This is a genomic window from Micromonospora sp. ATCC 39149, from assembly GCF_000158815.1.
Taxonomy (GTDB): Bacteria; Actinomycetota; Actinomycetes; order Mycobacteriales; family Micromonosporaceae; genus Micromonospora.
In genome coordinates, this window is the sequence record NZ_GG657738.1 from 1,103,609 (window position 1) to 1,128,304 (window position 24,696).

A 24,696-nucleotide genomic window follows, 5' to 3' on the forward strand; every position below is an offset into this window, starting at 1 on the left:
TAGCAGCCAGAGCTGGTCAGAATGCCTGACCGCCAGGTTGGTGGATGCGCTCCCTTTGGAGGCAGTCGCGACTTATTGAGCATCGCCCTCGACCACTGGACCGCCTCGGATGGCCGGCTCGAGCCCGTCAGCCACCTGGACGAAGCCTTCGCCGTGTTCCAGCCACTGACGGCAGGTGATGCGTTCTTTTACTGGATTGTGGCGGGGAGGCGAAGCTGGATTTGGTAGCCGTTGTCGGCGGTGGGGCCGGCCGTGACGGCGCCGCCGAGGAGTTCGGCGCGCTCGCGCAGGCCGATGAGACCGTGTCGGGCGCCGGGGAGCGGCAGGGTGGGGCGGGTTGGCGGGGTGTTGGTGATGATGACCTCGACGGTGGCGTCGTCGTGCCGTATCCGGATGGTCGCGGTGGCGCCGGGAGCGTGTTTGCGGATGTTGGTCAGTGCTTCCTGCACGGTGCGGTAGATCGCTCGTTGGGTCGCGGCGCTGATGTCGGTCGGCAGGTCACCGTCGAGTCGGGTTGCGATGCCGCTGTTCGAGATCATCTGCCGGAGCCCCGCGAGGGTCGGCTGGGGGGTGAGCTCGGTCGGTGCGGTGCCGGAGGCGCGCAGGACGGTGACCATGTGCCGGAGCTCGTCGAGGGTGCGGACGGCGAGGTCGCGGATGGTCTGCGCGGTCGTCTTGGTGTCCGGGTCGCTGGTGTTGACCTGGAGTGCTCCGGCCTGGATCGTGATGAGGCTGACCTGGTGGGAGACGACGTCGTGCATTTCACGGGCGAGTTGGGCGCGTTCCTTGGCGAGCACGGTCTGGGCGACGAGTTGCTGTTCATGTTCCCGGGCCTGGTGGATCTCGGTCAGGCGTTGTTGCAGATCGCGCCGGGCCTGCACGAGCTGGCCGAGGAAGATCGCGGCGGCCGCCGTGGCGATGTTGTAGCCGACGGAGACGAGTAGTTCGACGCGGGTGGGTGTCGGGATGTCATGGTTCCAGATCGCGGCGGCGCTGCAAATGCTGTAGAGAATGGTGCAAACCGCGAGTGTCCGCCGGTTGCGGGTGTTCACCGCGACTGTGTAGAGGGCGACCGCGCCGGCGACGACCGCGGAGGAGACCGCGGTGGCGGGCAGGGCGAGCGCGAAGACGAGGTACGGCCATCGGCGCCGGACGGCGAGCGCCAGTGCGGCGACGACGGCGACGATGTTGGCGTACGGGCGGTCGGTGTCGGTCATCACCACGGCGTCGAGGAGGGCAACCACGACCAGGGCCGCGTCGACGAGTGGTGCCTGTAGTCGGCAGGATGTCACGAGTTGCCGTCCGGCTGGGTCAGCAGCCCGGCACGCTGGGCAATGAGCGCGGCCTGCACCCGGCTGGTCACCTTCAGCTTGGTGAGGATGGCGCTGACGTGGTCTTTGACCGTGCCGCCGCTCAGGTACATCCGCGTACCGATCTCGGCGTTGCTCAGGCCGTCGGCGACGTGCACGAGTATCTCGCGTTCGCGGTCGGTTAGCCGGGCGATCGCGCTGGCGGCGTCCTCGCCGTTTTCCACACGCCAGTCGACGACCGTACGCGACACCTTGGGGGACAAGACCACAGCGCCGGCGGCGAGGGCGCGGACCAGTTGGGCCAGGTGCTCGGGGTGGGTGTCCTTGAGGATGAATCCGGCGGCCCCGATGCGCAGTGCGGTGGTGATGTATTCGTCGGCGTCGAAGGTGGTCAGCATCGCGACCGTCGGCGGGTGTGGCATGGCGCGTACCTGGCGCAGGACGGTGAGGCCGTCCACGTCGGGCATGCGGATGTCGAGCAGGACCACGTCGGGCCGGTGCCGGGTGATCTCGTCGATCGCCTCCGCGCCACTGGCGGTGGCTACCACCTCGATGTCGGGGGCCACGCGCAGGATGAGCCGCAAGCCGGAGCGGACGAGGGCGTCGTCGTCCACAACTACAATCCGTACCACTGTCCACTCCGCTCGGTACCCGGTCGGCCGTCACCGACGCTTGACCATAACCGCTGGGGTGTGGCCGGGTCCCACGGTCCTGGACGGTCGCAGCCGCCGGGCGGGCCGGATTCCGCCGGGTGGCGTGCCTGCCCCCGCCGGTCGGGGGTTCATCCCCGTGGGGCGGGGGGGTTGGTGCCGCAGCCTGACGGATGGGCGTGGCGGCGCGGCTCAACAAGCGTTGTCCGCATGACATCGCTCGAGCCCGTTGCACACGCGTCACCCCCGCAGTCCACCCCGCCGCCCGACCCCGGTGCGGCAGGTGAGCCCGGTCCGTCGATGGGCCGGCTGGTCGGCGTGGACCTGGCCCGCGCGTTCGCCGTGTTCGGGATGTTCGCCGTGCATGTCGGCCCGTTCGAGGCGGCGCGGGGTGACATCGGCGGTTGGATACGCAGCCTGAGCGAGGGCCGGGCGTCGGCGTTGTTCGCCACGCTCGCCGGGTTCTCGCTGATGCTCATCGCCGGTCGCTTCGAGCCGAAGACCGGGCTGGCGGGCCGGCAGGCGAAGGCCCGGATCGTGATTCGCGCGGTGATTCTGCTGGTCGTGGGCACCGCGTTGACGATGACGGACTTCGGGGACGCGGTGATCCTCAACGCATACGCGGTGTACTTCCTGCTCGCGTTGCCGCTGACCCGGCTGCGTGCCCGGACGCTGGCCGTCATCGCGGCCGTGCTCGCGCTGGTGGGTCCCCAGGTGGGGTTCGGCCTGCGGGCATGGCTGGGCGAGCCGATCGTGAACAGCATCAACGCGTACGATCCGCTCGAGCGGCTCTGCGGCGTCGGCGTACTGGATCTGCTGCTCACTGGCTTCTACCCGGCGATCACGTGGATGTCGTTCGTGATCGCGGGTATGGCACTCGGCCGGCTTGACCTGGCCGCCGGCGCGGTGCAGCGGCGGCTGGCGGTGCTCGGCCCCGCCCTGATCGTGCTCGGATACGGGACGTCCTGGCTGGCCCTCAAGATTTTCGGCGGCGGCATCCCCGACCGCGTGCCGGACGGCATGCCCCCGAAGGACGCCGTGGCCGACTTGGCGGCCGGCTCCGCGCCGCCGCCCGCCAAGTGGGGCTTGGAGGCCGATCCCTGGCTGCTGCTGGCGGCTGAGCCGCACAGCGGGTCGACCTTCGACGTGATCGGCTGCCTGGGGGTGGCGATCACTGTGCTGCTGTGTGCGACGGTGGCGATGGCCAAACTGCCACGGCTGCGCCGGCTCGCCGGCCCGGTCATCGCCGTGGGCACCATGTCCCTGACGATCTACGTGGGTCACATCCTGGCCATCCTCGCGCTACCCGGTAAGAGCGCTACCCCGCCGGATGCCAACTCGACCGTCCTGTTGTGCGCGTTTGTCCTCGGCGCCGTCGTGTTCGCGGCGCTCTGGTCGCGGTTCTTCCGCCGCGGCCCACTGGAGGACCTGCTGAACAGCGCCACCAAACCAGCGAGGCTTCTTCGCTGAGCGCGGGCCCCGGCAGCGTCCGCCGCCCGTTTCGGGCGGCGGACGCCATGGTCCGTCCTGAACGCACGACCCCGACTGACCATCCGGCAGGCGAAACCAGCCGAGCCTTCCCACACCACCCGATCGGCACGGACCCATATCCCGATTCCGGAACCGCCGGTGCCGTGCCCGGCAACCAGCAGGAGAAAGACTCGTGAACACCGCATCCCGACCGTCGATAACGGATGCCGCGTCTCCGTCCGCGCGGGAGACGGCCAAGGCGCTGTACGCGCAGATCCGGCCGCACCGGCGGGTCGTCGCGTTCGGCCTGTTGTGTGCGCTGGTCGGTGCTGCCGGAGGGTTGTTGCAGCCGCTGGCCACCAAGGCGTTGGTGGACCGGCTGACGTCCGGCGCGACCGTCACCGGGATTCTGCTGGCCCTCACCGCGCTGGTGGTTCTGGGCACGGTCGCCGACGCGCTCGGCTCCTACGTGCTGGAACGCACAGCGGAGTCGGTCGTCCTGGCCGCACGGCGGACCCTGGTCGGCCGACTGCTGCGGCTACGGCTGGCCGAGGTGGAGCGGGTCCCGCCGGGTGATCTGATGTCCCGGGTCACCTCCGACACGACGCTGCTGCGGGCGGTCAGCACCCAGGGGGTCGTGGGCGCGGCCACGGGTGCGGTGGCCTTCGTGGCGGCGGTCGTGATGATGGCGATCCTGGACGTCGTGCTCCTGGGCGTGACGCTCGGGGTGCTGGTGTTGATCGGTGGGCTCGTGGCCCTGGTGATGCCCAGGATCGCGCAGGCCACCGAGCGGTCGCAGGAGGCGGTCGGGGAGATCTCCACCGCGCTGGAGCGGGTCTTCGGCGCGTTTCGTACGGTGAAGGCATCCGGCGCAGAGCAGCGCGAGACCGCTCGGGTAGAGGCGGCGGCGCGGCGAGCCTGGCGGCACGGCGTGACCAGCGCGAAATGGGAGGCCCTGGCCGGATCGGCCGACGGGCTCGCCGTGCAGCTGGCATTCCTCGCGGTGCTCGCCGTCGGCGGGGCCCGCGTGTCGTCCGGGGCGATCTCCGTGTCCACGCTCATCGCGTTCCTGCTCTACCTGTTCTACCTGATCGAACCGGTGTCGCAGCTGATCGAGGCCGTGTCGCAGTACCAGGAGGGTGCGGCCGCGATCTGGCGGATCACGCAGGTCCAGCGCCTGTCGGCAGAGCCGTCGACTCAGCAGGCCTCCGCGCCGTCCCGACCGCCGACAGTGGTGCCGGGCCCGGCGTCGGTCCGCTTCGCCGACGTGTCCTTCCGTCACCGGCCCGGCCTGCCGTACGTCCACAAGCAGGTGAGTTTCGAGGTACCGGCCACCGGGATGACCGCCATCGTCGGCCTCTCCGGCGCCGGCAAGTCGACCGTCTTCGCGCTGATCGAGCGGTTCTACGAGGCGACCAGCGGCCGGGTCCTGGTCGACGGGCAGGACGTACGACACTGGCCGTTGCCCCACCTGCGGTCACTGATCGGCTATGTGGAGCAGGACGCTCCGGTGCTGGCCGGCATCCTGAGGGAGAACCTGACCTTCGCCGCGCCCGAGGCGACGGACGACGACATCCGCGACGTTCTGCGCCGGACGAAGCTCGATGCCCTCGTCGACCGCCTTCCCCACGGCCTGGACACGCCGGTCGGGCACCGCGGCTGCACGCTGTCGGGCGGCGAACGGCAGCGCATCGCGATCGCCCGCGCACTGCTGCGCAGGCCCCGCCTGCTGTTGCTGGATGAGGCCACCGCACAGCTCGACGCCGTCAACGAACTGGCGCTTCGCGACGTCATCACCGAGATCGCCACTAAGACCACCGTGCTGGTAGCGGCCCACCGCCTGTCCACGGTCACCAACGCCGACCGGATCATCGTCATGGACGCCGGACGAATCCGGGCGGTCGGCACCCACGCGGAACTGGTGGCCCAGGACCAGTTGTACGCGCGACTGGCGGCGACCCAACTCCTCACCCCCGACGCGGCAACCCCGCAGACCACATCGATGCGACGGCCGAACGGGTCGGCCCCCTCTTCTACCGCCTGTTAGAGGTGACTCGCGCCGCGCTGTGATGGGCACGACCGCGTTGGTTGCTGAAGCATCGCCCAGCCACCAAGATCCCCGCGCGTCGACAGCCACCCCACACCGGCGAACGAGAACAACTACCCGACACTGCCCGCCCTCGCCGAGATCACGCCCTCGATGAACGCATTCTCATCGGTCTCGGCGAGGGCGGGCAACAACTACCGGATCCGGAGCATCTCGCTACCTGCCGTCCTCACCTGGGTCGTCCCCGCCTCGACGCACCCGCCGCGAAGGGCCGGCCAGAGGCGGGAGCGAAGCTGCCCAGCAGATCTCATCGGACGGACTTCGCCAGCTTGGTGGCGGCGTGGAGTAGGTACTCCAGCGGTCCGCGGGGGAAGAAGCGAAACCAGATCCCGGCGAACACGATGGCCCCGCCGATGTATATGAGCAGCGGCATCCAGGAATCCTTGAAGGCGAGCCCGGTGAACGACGACACGACGAAATGGCCGACGTAGGCCGTCAGGGACATGGTGCCCACGGCGATGACCGGTTTCGCCAGGCGGCGCAGCCAGGGCAGGCGGTCGATCGCCACCATCGCGCACAGAATGACGGTGATCGCGACGCCGAGGCTGCCGATGATGTCGAACGTCGTACCGCTGTGCGGCCCGGCCAGCAACAGCGACGAAGCCGACCCACGAGGTTGGAACGACCCGCTGCCGAACGACCCGCTGCCGGAGGACCCCGACGCGTCTTCCGCAGAGCTCCGCAACGCGTCCGCGCCGGCCAACAGCCTGGACGTGCCGTAGCCGAGCACGATGAGGGCGGGGCCGAACGCGGCCAACCGCCGCCGCACCGAACCGGCGGCCAGGTCGAGGCGGGCCAAAGCCATGCCGGCGATCACGAACGACATCCAGGTGATCGTCGGGTAGAAGCCGGTGAGCAGCAGATCCAGGACGCCGACGCCGCAGAGCCGCTCGAGCGGGTCGTAGGCGTTGATGCTCTTTCGGACCGGCTCAGTCAGCAGCGAAGACAGGCCGAACGCCAGCTGAGGCGTGACAACCGCGAGCACGGTCGCGGTGATCGCAAGCGTCTTGGCCCGCAGCCGCACCAAGGGCAGCGCCAACAGGAAGTAGACCCCGTAGAAGTTGAGGATGACCACGTCCCCGAAAACCATCGCCATCGCGGTGCCGACCGCCAGCAGAACGACGGCCCGGATCGCGATCCGGGCCTTCGCCTGCCGCCCCGCCAGGCCGGTCTTCGGCTCCCGGCGGCCGGCGATCAGCGCCACCGAAAACCCGGCGAGGGTGGCGAACAGGATGGACGAGCGACCGTCCGCCAGGTACCGGATCCAACTGGCGACGCCGGACGTGGCCGACAACGGGGGGCCGATGTGCACCACGTACATCCCGAACACGGCCAGCGCGCGGGCCAGGTCCACCCCGACCAGTCGCCCCATCGACGGACCGGGCTCGACCGGAAGCGGGGGCTCGGACAGGGGGCCGGACGGCGGAGGGGACAGTTGTTGTGTGGGCTTGATCTGAGTCATGCCGCGAATCTCGCCGAGCCGAGGCCGGCCCAGTACCCGGCAGGTCTCGGCATAATCCCGCCGGTCAGCGGAACCACCCCCGCCGGCCGGCGGAATCCCGCCTCCCAGGCAGGCTCCCTTGTATCTGGCCGGCCACCGAACGAGCCGACATTGCTCCGCTGGGCGCAGGCCGTCGTGATCGGTTCTTGGTTCACCGCGGTTGCCCCTGGCAACGGAGGGGAAAGCGCCCGATTCTTCCTGTATGAACCCGAGGGCAAGGTCGTCAAGAATCGGGCGCATCTTGACATGCGGGTCGGCACCGGGCTCGTGGGTGAAGAGCGCATGGCCGCGCTTGAGGCCGACCTGCGAGTCTTTCTCCGCTGGTGCACGGACCAGAACCTTGACCCTTTAGCTGCGGTGCGGGTGGACATCGAGCGGTACGTACGCTGGCTGCAGGACGTGCGCCGGTATCAGCCCTCGGCAGTCTCCCGACACCTGTCGGTCGTGGTCGGCTACCGCCACGGAACCTCCTCCCCCGAACCGGCCCGGACGTCCACCGCCACGCCACCAGTCCACCGGAAGCCGGAACCGTCCAACCGCTCCCACCGAGCACCGGGCCACCGACGCGGAAACGAGAAAGGCCCCAACCCGGGGTAAAACCGCAGGTCAGAGCCTTGCTGCTCGTGCGCCGCCAGGGACTCGAACCCCGAACCCGCGGATTAAGAGCTTGTGTGAGGCAGTCTGCGCCGGCCGGTGGCTTCCTCAACTGCGGTCAGGGCCTGCTGGCGACGGCCGGCGGTGGCGAGCCGCCAGGCGTGGCAGGCGGAGTGTGGAGGGTGTGATGACCGCGAAACTGAACGAGGCAACTGGACGCAAGAAGCGGTCTGAGCCGTCGGCGGAGGCGAAGGCCGCCGCCGAGCTGGTGGGGGCGTGAAGGAGCGGGCTGTCGTTGACGGGTCCGGACGAGTTGCTGAAGCAGTTGACCAGACGGTCCTGAAGACCGCGTTGAACGAGGAGATGACCGAGCACCTCTGGGTCAGGCCGGGTCGACGCGGGCGACGGCGACGGTCTGGGCCAGGTCGCGGTCGGCGCAGGCGGCCGGCCGGGGGACCAGTGCGCCGTGCACGGTGACCCGGTCGCCCGGGTTCAGTGCCTCGGCCGCCTCACCGGTCAACGCCCAGCGCCGCGTCCCGACCAACAGCGTGGTGCACCCGCCCGAGCGTTCCACGGCGCCGGTGAGGGTACGCCCGCCCCACGGCAGTCCGCCCGGGATATCCCCGCCGGATGGCGGGAGCGGCGAACCCGTGCGGCGCGGCGAGGGCCGCCCGGCCAACCCACCCGGGTTGGTCGGCGGCGCGACGCCGGAGCCACCAGCGGGCGGGGGCTCGATGGTCGGCGCCTTGCTCGGCGGCGGTGGACCGGTCGCTGGGACGGCCGGCCGCGGCCCGGGGTCGCCCCCCAGACTGCAGGCGGTCATCAGCACCAGCAACCCGACCGCGGTCAGCACGATCGACGCTCGACGCATGGGCAGCACACCTCCGTCATGTGGGACGCACCGTCATCCGCCGCGGTTCCCCGCTAGCGCGGGTAGAAGCGTCGGTAGCGGCGGACCAACCGCCACTGCACCAGCACGGCGGCCAGGGTAAGCACCATCATCACCAGCGTGGCCGCCGCCGCGTAGCCGTAGCGCAGGTACTCGAAACCGGTCTGATACACAAACAGCGACAGGTAGGTGGTGGCGTACGGGGGCGGGCCACCGTCGGTCACCACGAACGCCGACACGAACGTGAAATGCAGGCTGGCGATGGCGTCGCGGAGCGCCAACAGGGCAAGGACCGGCGCCATCAGCGGCAGGGTGATCCGGCGGAACACGTCCCAGCCGGTGGCGTCCTCGATCGCGGCCATCTCGTAGACGTCCCTGGGCAGCGCCCGCCGCGCGGCCAGCAGCACCACGAAGGTCTCCCCCATGGTGAACAGGCTGACCAGGATGATCGCGGCCCGGGCATCGGTTGGGTCCGTAAGCCACTGCGGCGGAGTGCGCCCCAGCGCGGTCAGTCCGTTCTCCCCACCGACGCGGAGCACCTGGTTGATGGGACCGTACAGGGGATTGAGCAACCACAACCAGAGCAGGCCGTACGCGATCTCGGGCACCGCGGTGGGCAGCAGCGCCGCCGCGCGGGCGGTGCCCGCCCCGGGGGTGCGGCGGTGCAGCAGCAACGCCAGGCCGAGCGCCAACAGCACCCGCAGCGGCACGGCCACCACCGCGAACACCACAGTGTTGGTCAACGCGATGCGGAAGATCGGATCCTCGACCAGCGCGGTGAAGTTGTCGAAGCCGGCCCAGGCCGGTGGGCGCACCAGATCGTAGTGGGTGAACGCCAGGGCAAGGGTGACCAGGGCCGGCAGCAGCACCAGCCCGACCAGGCCGGCCAGGTACGGCGCGAGCATCAACGCCAGTTGCCGCCGCGAGCGCGCGTCGGGCCCGGCCGGGCTGCCGGCTCCTGTTCCCGGAGCTCGCGGGCCTGCCTCGCTCCCCGCGCTCACGTGTCACCTCCTGTTCGCGGCCGCGTGGCTGCCGGACCCGGCTGGTTCCCCACGCTCACGGTGCCAACCGGCGGCCGGAGGTGGCGTCGAAGACGTGCGTGTCGGTCCAGCGCACGCCGACGCGCACCGCGGCGCCCCGGTCGGGACGGCGGGTGGTGGGCACCCGGGCGACCACCGGTTTCCCCCCTTCGAGGGTGAGGTACACGTAGGCGTCCTCGCCGACCACCTCGATCCGGTCGACGATGGCGGGAGCGCCGTGGCCGGTGTCGAGGTTGACCGCCTCGGGCCGGAAGCCGATCTGCGCCTCGACGGGCAGCGCCGGCGGGTCGCCGGCGGGCTGCAGCGGGCCGCCTGCCGGCAGCAGGTTCATCGCCGGGGAGCCAACGAACCGGGCCACGAAGACCGTGGCGGGGGTCCGCCAGATCTCCTCCGGGGTGCCCACCTGCTCGATGCGGCCATCGCGCAGCACGGCGATCCGGTCGGCGAGCACCAGCGCCTCGGTCTGGTCGTGGGTGACGTGAACCATCGTGGCACCGAGGCGGTCATGCAGGGCCCGCAGTTCGGCGCGCATCTCCACCCGCAGCGCCAGGTCCAGGTTGGACAGCGGCTCGTCGAGCAGGAACACGTCCGGCTCCCGCACCAACGCCCGGGCCAGGGCGACCCGCTGGCGCTCGCCGCCGGAGAGTTGCCCGGGCCGGCGATCGAGCAGCCCGGCGCAGCCGACCGTCTCGGCCGCTGCCCGGGCCCGTTCGCGGGCCACCCTGTGCGGGGTGTCGCGAACCTCAAGCCCGAAGGCAATGTTCTCGGCGACGGTCAGGTGCGGGAACAGCGCGTACGACTGGAAGACCATGGAGACGTTGCGCAGGCCGGGCCGCTGGTCGGTGACGTCGCGGCCGGCGATGCGCACCCGCCCGGCCGTTACCGGCTCCAGTCCCGCCGCGACTCGCAGCACGGTCGACTTGCCGGCGCCGGACGGACCGAGCACGACCAGCAGCTCGCCGCGGGCGACGGCAAGGTCGACCTCGTGCAGGACCGTTTCGGTGCGATATGCGGCACTGACACCGTCGAGGACCAGTCCGGCCTCGCTCACCCGTTCTCCCCTCGCGCGAACACCGGCCGGCTCTTGGCGTCCAGTTCGCGGATGACGTCGTCGAGCCGGTCACCGCGGTGCATGGCGTTCTCCAAAATGCCGTAGCTGAGGTCCTCGATCTCCGGCCAGGTGGAGACGGTGGGCAGCGCCCGGACGGTGGGGATGGCGTCGAGGAAGATCTGGGAGTTGCGCGGCGGCAGGTTCGGGTCGAGGAAGGCCGGAGAGCGGGACGTCTCGATGTGCGACGGTACTGTACGGCCAGTCGCCGCAATGATCTTCTGCCCGTCCGCCGACATGGCGTACTCCATGAACCGCCAGGCGGCGTCCTTGTTCCTCGACCCCCGGGTCATGCAGTACGCGTCGGAGTGCAGCACCCCGACCGGCCGCTGGTAGACCGGAAGCGGGGCGACGTCCCAGTCGAAGCCGGTGATGGTGCGGAAGTTGGTGGTGGCCCGCCGGGAGGTCATCAGCATGGCGAGCCGGCCGTTGAGAAAGCGGGACTCGTCGTCCTCCGCCTCCACCTCCGCGTCGCTGGGCACCACGCCGTACGCCAGCCGCAGGTCGACGAGGCTCTTCAGCGCCTCCCGAGCGGCGGGGCTGTCCAGGGCTAGTCGGGTGGGCCGGTCCGGGTCGTCGACGATCTCGCCGCCGTTGGACCACACCAGCGGCGCGAGCCGGATGATCGACGGCTCGACGCCGAGGCCGTGCACGGCGGGCAGCCGGGCGGCACCCTCCGCCTCGGTGCCCTTGATGACCAGGCCGCGGCCGTCACGGGTCATCGCGGTGGCGGTACCGACCAGGTCGTTCCAGGTCCAGCCGGGTTTGGGTTCCGGTACGCCGTACCTAGCGAACAGCGTGCGGTTGTAGTAGACGACGAGGCTGGAGACGTTCTGCGGCAGGCAGAGTTGCTGGTCGTGCCATTTGAACGCGTCCATCGCCACTGGGTAGTAGTCGGCCGGGTCGACCGCGTCGGAGGCGGCGATGCGCCCGTCGAGCGGCTCGACGACGCCCTTGGCCGCGAACTGGCCGTAGAAGCGGTAGTTCATCAGGAAGACGTCCGGCGGCGCGCCTCCGGCGACGGAGGTGGCCAGCCGGGCCAGCAGGTCCTTACGGTCGCTGGCCTCGACCAGCTGGACCCGCTCGCCGGGCCGGGCCGCCTCGTACGCGTCGATCAGCGTGCGGTACGCGGCCAGTTCTTCGGGGGCGCCGAAGACCAGCAGCTTGATCTGCTCCTGGGAGGACGACCCGACGCCGGAGCCGCAGCCGGTGACGGCGAGCGCGCCACACAGCGCCGCGGCGAGCAGGGACTTCGATCTCACGGTGGTCATTCCCTCGGATCAGAGTGGTCGTGCAGGAAGCGCCGCTGCGCCAGGACGAAGACACCCAGCGCGGGAAGCGTGGCGATCACTGCCCCCGCCAGGAAGACCGGGAAGTTGGTGGGGTCCAGCAGGGACAGCGACCGCAGCGCCAGCGGCAGGGTGAACAGATCGCGATCGTAGACGTAGATCAGCGGGTCGAGGAAGTTCGACCAGGTCAAGATGAAGGTCAGCGCGGTGAGCCCGGCGGTCACCGGGCGCACGAGCGGCAGCGCGACCTGCCACCAGGTGCGTACCGGTGACAGGTCCTCGACCTGGCAGGCGTCGTACAGGTCGGCCGGCAGCGCCCGGAAGGCGAGGTAGTAGACCAGGACGTAGAGCGGTGAGGTGCCCAGCAGGGCCGGAGCTATCAGAGGGACGAGAGTGTCGGTCAGCCCCAGGAAGCGGAAGATCGCGAAGCGCGGCACGAGCAGCGCCGTCGGCGGCACCATGAGCGCGACCAGGGAGGCCGCGACCACCACGGCGGTGGTCCGTGGGGCGAGCCGGGCCAGAGCGAATCCGGCCAGCGAGGCGACCAACACGCTCAGCGGCACCGCCACGACGGCGACGAGCACCGAGTTGAGCGAGGCGCGCAGCAGGCCGCCCAGGTCGAGGGCGCGTTCGTAGCCGGCGGTGGAGACCGGGTCGGGCACCAACTGCGGAGTGGGTGACGGCGGTAGGCCAGGCTCGGTGAGGGAGCCGGAGACCAGCAAGAGCAGCGGTGGCACGAACACCAGGATGACGAAGGCCGCACCGAGGGAACGCCACAGCCGGGCGGCCCGCTCGGGCAGCGGTGAGGGGCCGCGGTTGCGGCCCCTCACCAGGATGTTGCCGATGATCCGTTCCCTACTTGAGCTTGAACTGCCAGGCACCGAGGCCGTGTGAGGCGGCGTAGAGGATCCGCTTGCCCGGCACGATGGTCAGCCCGGCGACCTCGACGTTCGGCATGCCGCCGGCCGCCTTCGCCCAGGAGGTGCTGCCGTTGGCCAGCCGCAGCACACCGAAATCGGTGGAGGCGTACAGGTCGCCGGTGACGTCGTCCCGGACCAGGTCGGTGATCGGCTGGTCGCCGAAGTTGTACGACCGGTCGGTCCAGGTCGCCCCGCTGCCGGTGGCCTTCACCTCGAACGCGTGCCCGACGGTGGCCGGGGTGTTGGAGTTGAAACCGCTGTAGGAGATCCACGCCCGGGCCGGGTCAGCCGGGTCGATGTGGACGCTGGTGACAAACCGGTTCGGCGTGGTGGCGGTGTCGACGCGGGTCCAGGTCACCGCGGAGGCCGGCTCGGCGTCGGCGTTGCGGGTCACGAAGACCCGGCCGGTGCTGGTGCCCGCCCATGCGGTGGAGGTGTCCGAGTCGACCCGCTGGATGACCGAGACAGCGCCGCCGGCCCGGTCGCCCCACGCGGCGCCGGTCAGGTTGGTGGTACCCAGCGCCTCCCAGTCACCGCACTGCGCCTCGTACGTGCCGGTCCACGAGTTGCAGATCCGGTCGGCCTCGGCCAGGCTGCGGCCGCCCAGGCCGAAGGTCTTCGTGCGGTACACCGACAGTCCGGTGCCGGCGAACATGGTGCCGCTGACCTTCGGGTCGCTGATCACCGGGGCGTAGAACAGGTTGCCGGGCTGGCCGTAGATCGGGTCGGCGGTCCAGATCCAGCTGCCGACGTCACCGTTGTTGAAGTTCACCTCGGGCGAGACGTCGAAGAAGGTGTGGAACCGGAACTCCGGCTTGCCGACATCCCAGCCGGAGGCGCCGCCGTCACCGATCATGGTGTTGACCCAGCGGCGGCGCTCGCCCTTGTTCTCCCAGGTGCCGTTGTCCTGGGTACCGCCCTGCAGCAGGTTCGCGTTGTGCGGGCTGACCGACAGACTGATGAACTGCAGCGTGTTCATGCCCTTGTTGATGCCCTCCAGCTTGGAGGGAATCCTCGCCAGCATTTGCTTGCAGCGGTCCTTCTGCGCCTGCGTGGTCAGGTTGCGGCCGGGGTTGTCGCACCAGGACGACCGGTCGACGAACTCGCCGCTGGAGCGCATGACGCCGCCGTCGTTGGCCTCGAAGAACTGGTACGGGTTACGTGGGTTGGTGATCAGCGCGTGCTGGTCGGGGTGCAGGCCGTTGGGGTGCAGCTCGTCGGTACCGTCGTAGGTCATGTCGGTGCCGCTGACCCCGGCGTCGGTGGAGAGGATGACAGCCCGCTTGTGGGCCACCGTCTCCCCGTAGATGTAGCTGCCGCCGGTGTAGACGATGTCCGGGTGCCCCTCGGGAGTGTGCACGAACACGTCGTACCAGCACTGGCCGCCGCACTGGTCGTAGGTCGCGAATCCCGGGTCAGCCGGGTTCGAGCTGGTCAGATCGGTGAACGTCGGGCTGCCGGTGGCCACGTCGTCGCTGCGGAACAGCCGCGAGTACGGGTTGCCGATGTTGCCCTCGTAGACGTACATCCGGGTCTTGCCATCCGGCAGGGTGGTCACGTCGATCGCCGCGCGCGTCTGGAACACCGCGGCGTTGAGCGACGGCTTAATCTGCGTCCACGTCGCCCCAGCGTCGGAGGAGCGCCACACGCCCCGGGCATAGGAGGAGGCGTAGAGGACGTTCGGGTTCTTCGGGTCGAGCTTGACGTAGCGCACACCCCGTGGCGAGCAGGAGGTGGTGTTGTTGTACTCGGCCATGCTGCCGGTGCACTCGCTGGCGTCGGCCGAGCCGTTGTGGATGAACTTCCAGCGCTTGCCACCGTCGGTGGACTTGTACAGGCCCCACTTCTCGGCGTCCGGCACCGGCCTGGTGCCCCCGGTGCAGCAGGAGCTGGACACGCCGCGCAGGGCGGTGGTGGTGGCCACGTAGAGCGTCTTGGGGTCACCGGGCTTGACGGTGATCTCGCCGATGCCCTTGCCCGCCAACACATCCTTGCCCAACGGGCCGGACCAGGTCAGGCCACCGTCGGTCGATCGGTACAGGCCGACGCCGGCGACGCAGCCGGAGCCGCAGGTGTTCGCCTCGCCGGTGCCGACGTAGATGGTCAGGCCGGTGGGGTCGTTGCGGTCAATCTTCACCGAGCCGGCGGCGTTGATGCCCAGCGGACCGCCGCGGTAGAACCACTTGGGCTCGGCGGCGAGGATGTTCAGGGTGCCCCAGACACCGCCGCCGGCCGGGGTGACGTACGCCCGGCAGCGCAGCTCGCTGCAGTCCGGGCTGATGTCGATTGAGGTGACCCTGCCGCCTGCGACGTACTCGTTGGGCACGTAGCTGAACGCGTCGCGATACTCGGTGAACGGGTAAACCGCCTCGCTCGGCCCGACGTTGGTCCACCGTTGGCCGCCGCGGAAGCGCTTCTCGGCGGCCGCGTAGGCCGCCTTGGACCGGTCGAGCTGGGCGATGGTGATCGCGTTGGCCGGATAGGCGCGCTCCAGGAACTCCTGCTGGGCGGCGCCACCGGGTCCGTCCGGCGACATGCCGTCGTTTCCGGGAGCGGCCTGCCGCAGGCGCTCTAGATGGGCGCCGAGCCTACCGGGCATTTCACCGTCGCCAATCGCGGCGGTGGCTGGCGCCTCGGCGCCAGCGAAGTGGATGCCGACAAAACCGGTCGATGCCACCAGAGCACCGATCGCAAGGCATGCAAGGAGATGGCGACGTCTGCGCTTCACGAGGGTCCCTCCGCCGAAGGCGTCGCCGCAGCGCGGTGCCTGGATTGGCGACCGTCGCGGCAGCGTCCACGCAGGAGGATGTCAGAGATCAGGATCGGGGACAATCCCACAAGCGCATCGAAGTCCGCGCGGGGGCCCGCACGCCTGACCACAAGCAGCCCACCGACGGCCGCCTTGCGGCCGACAACCGCGCCCACAGCACGCTCTTCGATCGTCGTTGAGTCACCTCACTCGATCCCTTTGGTGCGGCACCCAGGCCAACAGCCCGGAATGGCGAGTCGGACTGGCGGTGGATCGGCGTCGGCACCCTCGCTCTGGCCCTGTTCGGTGGCCCGGGCCCGGTCGTCGCGGCACTGGTGCCGCCCGTCCTTTTGGCGTCCTCCCGCAGGCTGGCGGCACAGCGCAGGTCGCGTGATTGCCGCTACCCCAGCTCAGGGGCGGGGCGGAGCCGGCCGGTCGCGCGTCACCCGGCAGGTGGGCGGTCGTTGAGGCTGGTGGATCGAGGGTCAGCTCTTTAGGCCGGTCAATGACGCCGCGCTGGCGGGGGCCTGATCCGGAAGCGGGGCTGATCACCACGCTGCGGCGGCCACGTCGGCGGCTACCGGCGGCTGGCTGACCGTCACCCCGGGTCCCGGGTCAGCCGGACCATCGACACACCCTGCACCGCCTCTCAGAACGGCGCGGCAGGCGACCCGGCGGCCGCTCCTTCAGCGAGGAGAACCAGGATGACCACACCTGAAGCGACGTCGACGTCCACACCGCCAACACCCTCCTGCGAACCTTGGACCTGCCCCTGCTGCCCCACTGCTGGCAGGTCCGCCTCGTCCTACCCCTGCTCACCGAGGTCACCGCGACCACCCGCAAGGACGCCTTCCAAGCCGCCGAAGCCACCGTCGAAGCCGCCCTCAACGCCGAACTCGCCGGGCGGATCGAGTGGGACGAGTGCGAACGCGAAACCGCCGACGCTGGCGGCTTCGGCCCGACGCCGTCCAAGAACCTCGCCCATGGTCGGCACCTCGCCCGGTAGCGGTCGCTCCCGGTGGGCGTCTGTTCGCGACGTAAGCGCCGGTGGCGCCCAACCGAGTCGCCCTCGGTGCCCATCAACCGCCAGCCGCGATCACGGGACGGGTGCTCCCCGCGCTGTCCATGACTTCCTCGTGGGTGCTCTCGTTGGCGCCGTACAGGTGGCAGGCGGCGCTGACGTTGGGCGACGCGCCTGGCACGACTCGTGCAAGGCGTTCGTGTGATCCCCCGGACCGGCGTACGACCTTTGGTGGCGGTGTGCGTGACCTTCGCCGCTGCCTCCCTGATCGCCGTGCCGGTGACCCTCGATCTCGGCTGGGACGAGGTTGTCTACGTGAGCCAGCACGGCACCCGAGCGCCGGCGGCGTTCATGAGCGCTCCCCGCGCCCGCGGCGTGACCCTGCTCGTGTGGCCGGTCGCCTCGTGGCTCGACTCCACAGTCGTGCTCCGGTTGTTCCTCACCGTCACCGCCGCGGTGTCGCTCGGGCTCGCGTTCTGGGTGTGGTCCCGAGTAACGCACCGCTCTGGCAGCGCCGCGCTGGCGGCCGGCCTGTACGCGAGCCTGTGGATCGCCCTGTTCTACGCCAACGCGGCGATGCCTAACCACTACACCGCCATGGCGGCGGTCGCTGCGGTCGGGTGTTTCCTGATCGCCGAAAGCGAACGGGCCGCGCTCGGGGCGTACCTCGGGCTGGTCGCGGCGCTCGCGGTGGCCGCGTTGATGCGTCCGGCCGACGCCTTCTGGCTCGGACTCCCCCTGATCGGCGTGACGCTCGCCGTGCGGGCGTTTCGGCGGTGGCGGCTGGCCGCGGCGGTGGTCGTGGGCCTCGCGGCAGGCGGCGTGCCGTGGGCGGTCGAGGCCGAGCTGCGGTACGGCGGGATCCTGGAACGCATCCAGCAGGCCGGCCACGTGCAGGGCGGAACAAGCCTCCAGTTCTCGCTGTGGCACGTGATCAGCACCCTGGACGGGCCGGTCCTCTGCCGGCCGTGCGACAGTCCGCTGCGCTGGCCGGCCGCACTGTGGTGGGGTGCGTTGGTGGTGCTGGTGCCCCTCGGCGTCCGGGTGGCCCGCCGGGCAGGCACGGCGTCGACGGCATGGCTACCCCTGCTGGTCGCCGCCTCGATGGCCGTTCCCTACCTGTTCCTGATCAGCTACTCGGCACCCCGATTCCTGCTCCCGACCTACGCGTTGGCACTCGTCCCCGCCGCGTCCGGCCTCGCCGCACTGCTCGCCGCGGCCTCCGGCAGCTGGCGGCGATGGCTCGCCGCCCTGGTCGCGGTGGGCTTCGCCGGCCACCTCGTCATCCAGGCCGGCATCCTCCGTCATGTCGTGTCGCAGCAGCTCAGGGGCCGCGAAGACTGGATGAGCATTGCGCGAGCGTTGCGATCGAACGGTGTGCGTCCGCCGTGCGTGATCTCCGGCCACGAGGCCATCCCCGTCGCCTACTACACGGGGTGCCGGGCCCTGGAGGACCGAGGAAACAACCGCAACGCGAGCACCGCGGAACTGCGGGAGGCCGCTGCGACCGGGCCCTTCGCCCTGCTCACCAAGGAGACCGCCCCGCCCGACTGGGCCGAGGACTGGCATCGAGTACCGGTACGAGACCTCAGCAGCTCCGGGTGGACGCTGTACCTGCCGAAGCGGGCGCCGGGTTCACCGAACTGACCACCGCCCGAACGCGCACCGCGCGTGGTCTGCGGCAGATCCGCGCACGCGTAAGCCGGTGAGTGATCGGCGGGTGGCGAACTTCTTCCAAAATCTCTCGGACAACGTGTCGAAGTGGGGTCCCGCCGTTCGAGCTACAAGTCGGAGGCCGGCAAGCGGCCCGTTCTGTGGCAGATCACCATGCCATCGAGTGCGTACCTACCCGTCACGGCGCCTGGCCAGGCAGATCCTGGACGACGGCGGAACCTGTTGACCGCCGGTCTGGTCGCCGGACCGCTGTACGTCGTGGTGTCCCTGATCGAGGTCATGGTCAGAGACGACTTCGATCCCTCCCGACACGCATGCACCGGAGGTGGTACCGGTGAGCTGGCACGGAGTCCTGCACTTCGTCGTCGGCGGCATCGGCTTCCTCGGCCTGTTCGGGGCGTACCAGTTCGTCGGGCGCCGCCTGCGCCGGGAGAACCGTCCACGGATGGCGGTTTTCTCGCACGTCTCCGGGATCCTGTTCCCGGTCATGTTCATCGCGATGGCCGCCACCGGTGGGGCCTCCTGGGCGCTGCTGGCCTTCACGGCCGCTGTCGTCCTCGCCTCTGCCTGGCTGTCGACGATCCTTGCTCACTACCGTCATTCCCTGTGATAGGAGAGATCACATGCGTTACCTCACGTTGCTCCGGTAGGCACTCCACTACGCCTCCGCCACCTGAGCTGATGGATGCGATCATGACTTTGGGGCAGGATGCCACTCAGGCCGGTGCCCTCGGACACCGCAGGCCTGGCTCCCAGCGCGAGCGGGGCCCGGCTCAGCCTCGTCGGGAGCGAACTTACGACTGTCGACGGGCCGTTCGCGGAGTCGAAAGAAGTCACCGGTCGAGGTTCCCTACGCCGGAGTCGGCAAGTGCCCCACACCGCGCTACCCCAGCCGGCCCGCAGCCTGAAAATGCCCCCTCTGCCACCAACTCGTCCCAGCCCAACAAAGCACTATTAGTCGTACGCGATGGCCCGCAGGACGTCCGTGCGGGCGGCCCGGACGGCCGGTAGCGCCGCGGCCAGCACGCCGATCACCACGCCCGATGCCAGGTACGCGGCGAGGAGGGCCCATGGCAACGCCAGCTCGGTGATGCCTTCGCCGCGCAGCGCTCGCGCGACCGCAGCGCCGAGTCCCGTCCCGACGGCGATGCCGAGCAGCGTGCCGAAGATGGAGATCGCCATTGCCTCCACAGCGACCATCCGTACCGTCTGGCCGCGGCTGAGACCGACCGCGCGCAGCAGGCCGAGTTCCCGGGTTCGTTCGAGCACCGACAGGGCCAGTGTGTTGACCACGCCGAACGCCGCGATCAGCATGGCGATGCCGAGCAGAACCTGCAGCAGCACCAGAACGGTGCCGAAGACGCCGGTGACGTTGTCGACGAACCCGTCGGGGTCGGTGACCACCGTTTCGGGACTGTCTGCCAGCAGCGCGCTCACCCGAGCGTGTACGTCGGCCTCGGACGCGCCGGGCGCCAGCCGAACCAGTCCGGTGGAGGGCTGCTGCCGGGAAAGGTCAGGCACCACCGAGGCCGGCATGAGCCAGCCGCTGGACCAGTCGCTGCGGTAGGTGCCGGCGAGGGTGAAGGTGCGACTGCGGCCCCTGGCGAACGAGATCTCCACCGGGGAGCCGATCTGCAAACCGAGGTCAGCGGCGGTGTCGGAGTCCGTGAGGATCTCGTCGGGCTCGAGGGGCCCGAGAGTGCCGGCCACATGTTCGACCTTGATAGTCGACCGCCAGGCCGCGATGTCGTCGACCGCGACGATGCCGGTCCGGCCACGGGGTGTCATGGCGACGTCGTCGTAGATGCCGGCAACGGCCGCGACGCCCGGCACTGCCCGGATCCGGTCGAGGATTGCCGGGTCGAAGGTCTGCGGGCGCTCGGTGCTCGTCGGTTCGGTGAGGATGAGGTCGGCCCGGAAGTGGTCGGCACCCGTGCGCCGCAGGCTCACGGTGGCCGAGGTGAGCACGATGCCCACTGCGGTGACCACGGCGACGCCGACCATCAGCGCCGCCGCGGTGCTCGCGGTGCGGCGCGGATTGCGGCCGGCGTTGAGCCGTCCCAGCCGTCCGGGCGCCGACCAGGCGAACAAGCGGCCGATCAGAGTCACCGTGGGCCGGGCGATGAACGGGGTGAGCAGCGCCGCTCCGACGAAGCTCGCCAGGACGCCGCCGAGGACGGTGCCCAGAGCGATGTCGTCGGTGCCGTCGGCGAACGCGAGGACGAGCAGGGCGACGCCGACGGCGCCGATCACGCTCCCGGTCACGGTCAGCTTGGTGAGCGGCCGATCGGATGCGGACATCTCACGCAACGCCGCCACCGGTGGGATGCGGGACGCCCGTAACGCAGGTCCAATGGCCGCGACGACGGTGACCGCCGCGCCGAGCGCGATGGAGGTGAGCACCGCGAGCGGCGGCACGGTCACCGCACCAAGGCCCAGATCGCCCATGGCGGTGTCCCTGGCCAGCCGGGGCAGTGATACGGCGATGCCCACGCCGAGGGCGGCCCCGGCCGCCGAGGCGGCGAGCCCGACCAGTGCCGCCTCCACCAGCACTGAGCCGATCAACTGTCGGCGGCGCGCGCCCAGCGCCCGCAGCAGGGCAAGTTCCCGTGTCCGCTGGGCGAGCAGGATCGAGAACGTGTTGAGAATCAGGAAGACGCCCACGAACAGGGCGATCCCGGCCACGGCCAGCAGGATCTGGGTGATGGCGGCCAAGTCCTCCCGCGCCGACTCGGACTGGGCCGCGCGCAGTTCGTCGCCGGTACGCACGACGACGTCGTCGCCCAGCGCGCCGCGGAGCCGATCCCGCAGGACCTCGGGGGTGACGCCGGGTTCGGCCCGGACATCCACCGCGGAGTACACATCCGGTCGGCCGAGCATGAGTTCGGCCGCGACCGACTCGTGAAAGGCGATTTCGTGGGCGCCGCTTACGCTGTCCCGGTCACCGTGGTAGCCGATGACGCCGACCACGGCGAACGTCTGCTTCGGACGCTGGGTGAGCACCCCCACCCGGTCGCCGAGCTGCGCGTCGGCGGCCAGGGCGAGCGCCGCGTTGATCGCGATCTCGCCGGGCGCGGCCGGTGCGCGGCCGGCCCGCAGCCGGACCGAGCCGCGCTCACCGGTCCAGTTGGTGCCCAGCCGGGGCCGGTTGAAGCTGGTCCGGACCACCCTGCCATCGGCACCGACCAGCCGGGCCCCATCCTCGCTTACCACGCCGGTCGCCGTGGCCACGCCCCCGACCGCGGCGACCCGTTGGACCAGGTCGGCCGGCACCGGCGTGGTGGCGGAATCCTCGCCGATTCCGGGCAGCACCTGTTTCGCCGTCACCTGAACCTCGGTGTCGGAGTGCAGGCCGGCGTACAGGCCACGCAGCGACGCGTTGAGGGTGTCGGTGACCACGAGGGTCGCCGACATGAACGTCACGCCCAGGACGACCGCCAGCGCCGATAGCAGCAGCCGGAGCCGGCGCGAGCGCAGGCCGGCGAGGGTCACCCGGATCATCGGGCCGCTCCCCGGGTGTCCAGGCGCTTCATCGTCTCCAGTACGGCGTCGGTGGTCGGCGCGGGCAGGTCCTCGACGACCGTGCCGTCGAGGAGGAACACCACCCGGTCTGCGTACGCGGCGGCAGCGGGGTCGTGGGTGACCATCACGATCGTCCGGCCGAATTCGCGGACCGACCGGCTGAGGAAGCCGAGCACCTCGGTGCCGGAGCGGGAGTCGAGGTTGCCGGTGGGCTCGTCGGCGAAGACGACCTCCGGCCGGGTGATCAGGGCCCGGGCGCAGGCGACGCGTTGCTGCTGGCCGCCGGAGAGCTCGGCTGGCCGGTGGCCGAGACGGTCACGCAGGCCGATCGTGTCCACCACGGTGTCGAACCAGTCCGGCTCAGGTTTGCGGCCGGCGATCGCGAGGGGGAGCAGGATGTTCTCCCGGGCGGTGAGCGTGGGCACCAGGTTGAATTGCTGAAAGATGAACCCGATCCGCTCCCGGCGCAGACGGGTCAGCTCGGCGTCGCGCAGCCCACTGACCCGGGTGTCACCGACGCGTGTCTCGCCGCTCGTCACCGCGTCGAGCCCGGCCAGGCAGTGCATCAGCGTCGACTTGCCGGACCCGGACGGGCCCATCACGGCCGTGAGCTGGCCGCGCGCCAATGCCACGCTGACGTCCCGCAGCGCGATCACCTCGGCGGCACCGGTGCCGTACACCTTCCACACGTTCTCGGCCCGCACGGCCGGTTCGCCTTTTGTCGTCACGCCCTCAGCCAAGCGGCCGTCCGCGCCGCCCGCACTGTCCCCAGCTGGGGTCCCGAAGGTGTAGCCAGCTATACCGTGCCGCCGGCCCCGCGCCGGTAGCGTGGGCCGACATGCCGGTCCGCACCGCCTTGGAGGCGCTGTCGCTGCCCCCGATGCAGCTGGTGGGCAGTTCGTGGCCCTGGCGGTCGGCGCTCTACCTGGCCGTCGGCGCGCTGCCCAGCGTGCCGGCGCTCCTCCTTCTGATGCGGTACGGCATCGAGGAACCGCTGCCGGTGCTGTTGGCCGCGGTGTCGACGCTGGTCACGGGTGCGATCGTCTTCGGCCTGCTGGAGCGACGGCGACTGCGCCTGGTCGACAACGTGCCGTTGCCGGACGCGCACCGGCCGCTCCACCGGCGAGGCTGGCGGCATGCCCTTCGGGTACGGCTACACGAGCAGGTCACCTGGCGCAAGATCGGCTTCACCGGCATCTCGACCACCGTCCTGTGCTGGCTCGACGCCGTCGTCCTGGCATGCATGGTGGGCTATCCCACAGCCGCCGTGCTCAGCCCACTCCACGAGCGGGACAGCCCACCTCTGGCGACCCTGGTATCGGGGATGATGGGCGTAGGGCTACTGGCCGCGGCACCGTACGTACTGACCGCCTGGGCCGGCGCTCGGGCCGCGATGGCACGGGCGCTGCTCGGGCCTCGGGAGTCGGACCGGCTCGGTGAGCGGCTGGTCGAGGTGACCCGGTCGCGGGCACGGTTGGTGGACGCGTTCGAAGGGGAACGCCGCCGCATCGAACGCGACCTGCACGACGGCGCACAGCAGCGGCTCGTGGCTCTCAACGTCTACCTCGGCCTCGCCCGGCTGGAGGTACTAGCCGGGTCGCCGGCGCACGACCCGCTGGTCAAGGCGCAAGAGCTGGCCCAGCGGGCACTGAGCGAACTGCGTGAGCTCATCCGCGGCGTGCACCCGCAGGTGCTCACCGACCGCGGGCTCGCCGCGGCGCTGCACGACCTCGCCGGACGCTCGCCGGTGCCGGTCGACGTCGACGTCCGGCTGCCCGGCCGGCTTCCGCCCTCCATCGAGGTCACCGCATACTTCGTGGTCAGCGAAGCACTGACCAACATCGCCCGACACAGCCGGGCCGGTCGGGCCGCGGTAACCGCGGGCCTGCACGATGACCGGCTGATTCTACGAATCAGCGACGACGGGGTGGGCGGTGCGGATCAGCGGGCCGGGACCGGGCTCGCCGGACTGGCTGACCGGGTCGCGGCCGTCGGGGGAACGATGTCGCTGTCCAGCCCGCCGGGTGGGCCGACGCTCGTGAAGGCCGAGTTCGCCGGGGTGGTGCGATGACCGGCGACCGGCGGGTGATCGTCGCGGAGGACGACGTGCTCACCCGCGAGGGGATCACCAGTCTGATCACCCGGTTCGGGCATCGGGTAGCGGCCGCCGTAGCGGACGCCGACGCCCTCGTCCATGCGGTACGCGAGCACCGGCCGGACGTGGTCGTCACCGACGTACGGATGCCGCCCACTTTCACCGACGAGGGGTTGCAGGCCGCGTTGCGCTTGCGTCGAGACGATCCCCGCCTGCCGATCCTCGTGGTGAGTCAGTACGTCGAGCAGACGTACGCGGCGGAACTGCTGGAATCCGCCCGCCCCGGCACGGCCGGCATCGGCTACCTGCTCAAGGACCGTATCGGCGAGGCAGTCGAGTTCGTCGAGGCGCTCGACCGCGTCGTCGACGGCCACACAGTGGTCGACACCGAGGTCGTACGCCAACTGCTGTGCCGGCGCCGCGATCCGCTGACCCGGCTCACCCCCCGAGAGCGCGAGGTCCTCGGCCTCGTGGCAGAGGGCCGGTCGAACGCCGCGATCGCGCGCGCCCTGTTCATCACCGAAACGGCAGTGGCCAAACACATCGGAAACGTGCTGATCAAGCTGGACCTGCACCCCGACGAAGACGACCATCGCCGGGTCCGAGCCGTGCTCGCGTACCTGCGCGGCTGACGAGAGCCTCGGCAATGGAGTTCTTCGTCTCCAGCGGCGCCTGGGCCGCCGAGTTGCTCGGGGTGACGCTCGATGACGTCGACTGGGCGGGCCAGCGGATCTGGGTGGTCTCCAAGGGCACCCCG

Annotated in this window: 18 protein-coding genes and 1 pseudogene; 8 read left to right on the forward strand and 11 right to left on the reverse strand. The window is 70.4% G+C overall.

Features of this window, described 5'->3' with window-relative positions:
- Positions 1-188: 188 nt before the first annotated feature.
- Positions 189-1,292: a sensor histidine kinase gene (locus MCAG_RS04505; protein WP_007071788.1), complete on the reverse strand. Its 1,104-nt coding sequence runs from the start codon at positions 1,290-1,292 to the stop codon at positions 189-191.
- Entirely contained in the window at positions 1,289-1,924 is a 636-nt protein-coding gene (locus MCAG_RS04510) for a response regulator transcription factor (RefSeq protein ID WP_232290080.1), read from the reverse strand. The genes MCAG_RS04505 and MCAG_RS04510 overlap by 4 nt, the downstream gene beginning before the upstream one ends.
- Before the next feature lie 246 nt (positions 1,925-2,170).
- Here MCAG_RS04510 and MCAG_RS04515 point away from each other — a divergent pair, with 246 nt between their 5' ends.
- Both MCAG_RS04515 and MCAG_RS04520 read left to right on the forward strand, forming a co-directional pair.
- Positions 2,171-3,430, forward strand: a complete 1,260-nt coding sequence (locus tag MCAG_RS04515; RefSeq protein ID WP_007071790.1) for a DUF418 domain-containing protein — start codon at positions 2,171-2,173, stop codon at positions 3,428-3,430.
- Between the two features lie 193 nt (positions 3,431-3,623).
- Positions 3,624-5,477 (forward strand): ABC transporter ATP-binding protein, encoded by a 1,854-nt coding sequence (locus MCAG_RS04520; protein WP_007071791.1) that lies wholly within the window; start codon positions 3,624-3,626, stop codon positions 5,475-5,477.
- A gap of 307 nt (positions 5,478-5,784) precedes the next feature.
- Here MCAG_RS04520 and MCAG_RS04525 read toward each other — a convergent pair whose 3' ends face one another.
- On the reverse strand, positions 5,785-6,999 hold the full coding sequence (locus MCAG_RS04525; RefSeq protein ID WP_007071792.1) for a DUF418 domain-containing protein: 1,215 nt from the start codon (positions 6,997-6,999) through the stop codon (positions 5,785-5,787).
- 180 nt (positions 7,000-7,179) lie between these two features.
- Between MCAG_RS04525 and MCAG_RS36105 the strand changes: the two are divergent.
- A pseudogene (locus tag MCAG_RS36105) lies at positions 7,180-7,341 on the forward strand (VOC family protein); the annotation flags it as partial.
- Between the two features lie 673 nt (positions 7,342-8,014).
- Here the strand turns inward: MCAG_RS36105 and MCAG_RS32165 are convergent.
- From MCAG_RS32165 to MCAG_RS04560, 6 genes are all read right to left on the reverse strand, one after another.
- Entirely contained in the window at positions 8,015-8,206 is a 192-nt protein-coding gene (locus tag MCAG_RS32165) for a hypothetical protein (RefSeq protein WP_157547880.1), read from the reverse strand.
- A 350-nt stretch (positions 8,207-8,556) separates the two neighbouring features.
- Positions 8,557-9,426 (reverse strand): carbohydrate ABC transporter permease, encoded by an 870-nt coding sequence (locus tag MCAG_RS04540; RefSeq protein ID WP_007071794.1) that lies wholly within the window; start codon positions 9,424-9,426, stop codon positions 8,557-8,559.
- Positions 9,427-9,577: 151 nt separating this feature from the next.
- The gene (locus tag MCAG_RS04545) at positions 9,578-10,612 is read right to left on the reverse strand and encodes an ABC transporter ATP-binding protein (RefSeq protein ID WP_007071795.1); all 1,035 of its coding nucleotides are present in this window, start codon (positions 10,610-10,612) and stop codon (positions 9,578-9,580) included.
- On the reverse strand, positions 10,609-11,940 hold the full coding sequence (locus tag MCAG_RS04550; protein ID WP_007071796.1) for a sugar ABC transporter substrate-binding protein: 1,332 nt from the start codon (positions 11,938-11,940) through the stop codon (positions 10,609-10,611). The genes MCAG_RS04545 and MCAG_RS04550 overlap by 4 nt, the downstream gene beginning before the upstream one ends.
- Entirely contained in the window at positions 11,937-12,788 is an 852-nt protein-coding gene (locus MCAG_RS04555; protein WP_036372339.1) for a carbohydrate ABC transporter permease, read from the reverse strand. The genes MCAG_RS04550 and MCAG_RS04555 overlap by 4 nt, the downstream gene beginning before the upstream one ends.
- Before the next feature lie 25 nt (positions 12,789-12,813).
- Positions 12,814-15,606 (reverse strand): sialidase family protein, encoded by a 2,793-nt coding sequence (locus MCAG_RS04560; RefSeq protein WP_007071798.1) that lies wholly within the window; start codon positions 15,604-15,606, stop codon positions 12,814-12,816.
- A gap of 781 nt (positions 15,607-16,387) precedes the next feature.
- Here MCAG_RS04560 and MCAG_RS04565 point away from each other — a divergent pair.
- The 3 genes from MCAG_RS04565 to MCAG_RS04575 all read left to right on the forward strand — a co-directional run bounded on the left by MCAG_RS04565 (position 16,388) and on the right by MCAG_RS04575 (position 18,932).
- Complete coding sequence (locus MCAG_RS04565; protein WP_007071800.1) at positions 16,388-16,633, forward strand: hypothetical protein; 246 nt, start codon at positions 16,388-16,390, stop codon at positions 16,631-16,633.
- A 258-nt stretch (positions 16,634-16,891) separates the two neighbouring features.
- The gene (locus MCAG_RS04570; protein WP_198141498.1) at positions 16,892-18,295 is read left to right on the forward strand and encodes a hypothetical protein; all 1,404 of its coding nucleotides are present in this window, start codon (positions 16,892-16,894) and stop codon (positions 18,293-18,295) included.
- Positions 18,296-18,647: 352 nt separating this feature from the next.
- Positions 18,648-18,932: a hypothetical protein gene (locus MCAG_RS04575; protein WP_007071802.1), complete on the forward strand. Its 285-nt coding sequence runs from the start codon at positions 18,648-18,650 to the stop codon at positions 18,930-18,932.
- Positions 18,933-19,276: 344 nt separating this feature from the next.
- Here the strand turns inward: MCAG_RS04575 and MCAG_RS04580 are convergent, their stop codons facing one another.
- Both MCAG_RS04580 and MCAG_RS04585 read right to left on the reverse strand, forming a co-directional pair.
- Positions 19,277-21,823, reverse strand: a complete 2,547-nt coding sequence (locus tag MCAG_RS04580; RefSeq protein ID WP_007071803.1) for an ABC transporter permease — start codon at positions 21,821-21,823, stop codon at positions 19,277-19,279.
- Positions 21,820-22,572, reverse strand: coding sequence for an ABC transporter ATP-binding protein (locus MCAG_RS04585; RefSeq protein WP_232290081.1), 753 nt, complete (start codon positions 22,570-22,572; stop codon positions 21,820-21,822). Before MCAG_RS04585 ends, MCAG_RS04580 begins: the two co-directional genes overlap by 4 nt.
- A gap of 110 nt (positions 22,573-22,682) precedes the next feature.
- On the opposite strand from MCAG_RS04585, the gene MCAG_RS04590 reads away from it, so the two are divergent.
- Together MCAG_RS04590 and MCAG_RS04595 are read left to right on the forward strand one after the other, a co-directional pair.
- Entirely contained in the window at positions 22,683-23,915 is a 1,233-nt protein-coding gene (locus tag MCAG_RS04590) for a sensor histidine kinase (RefSeq protein ID WP_036372344.1), read from the forward strand.
- Positions 23,912-24,571, forward strand: coding sequence for a response regulator transcription factor (locus MCAG_RS04595; RefSeq protein WP_007071806.1), 660 nt, complete (start codon positions 23,912-23,914; stop codon positions 24,569-24,571). The genes MCAG_RS04590 and MCAG_RS04595 overlap by 4 nt, the downstream gene beginning before the upstream one ends.
- Positions 24,572-24,696: the final 125 nt, after the last annotated feature.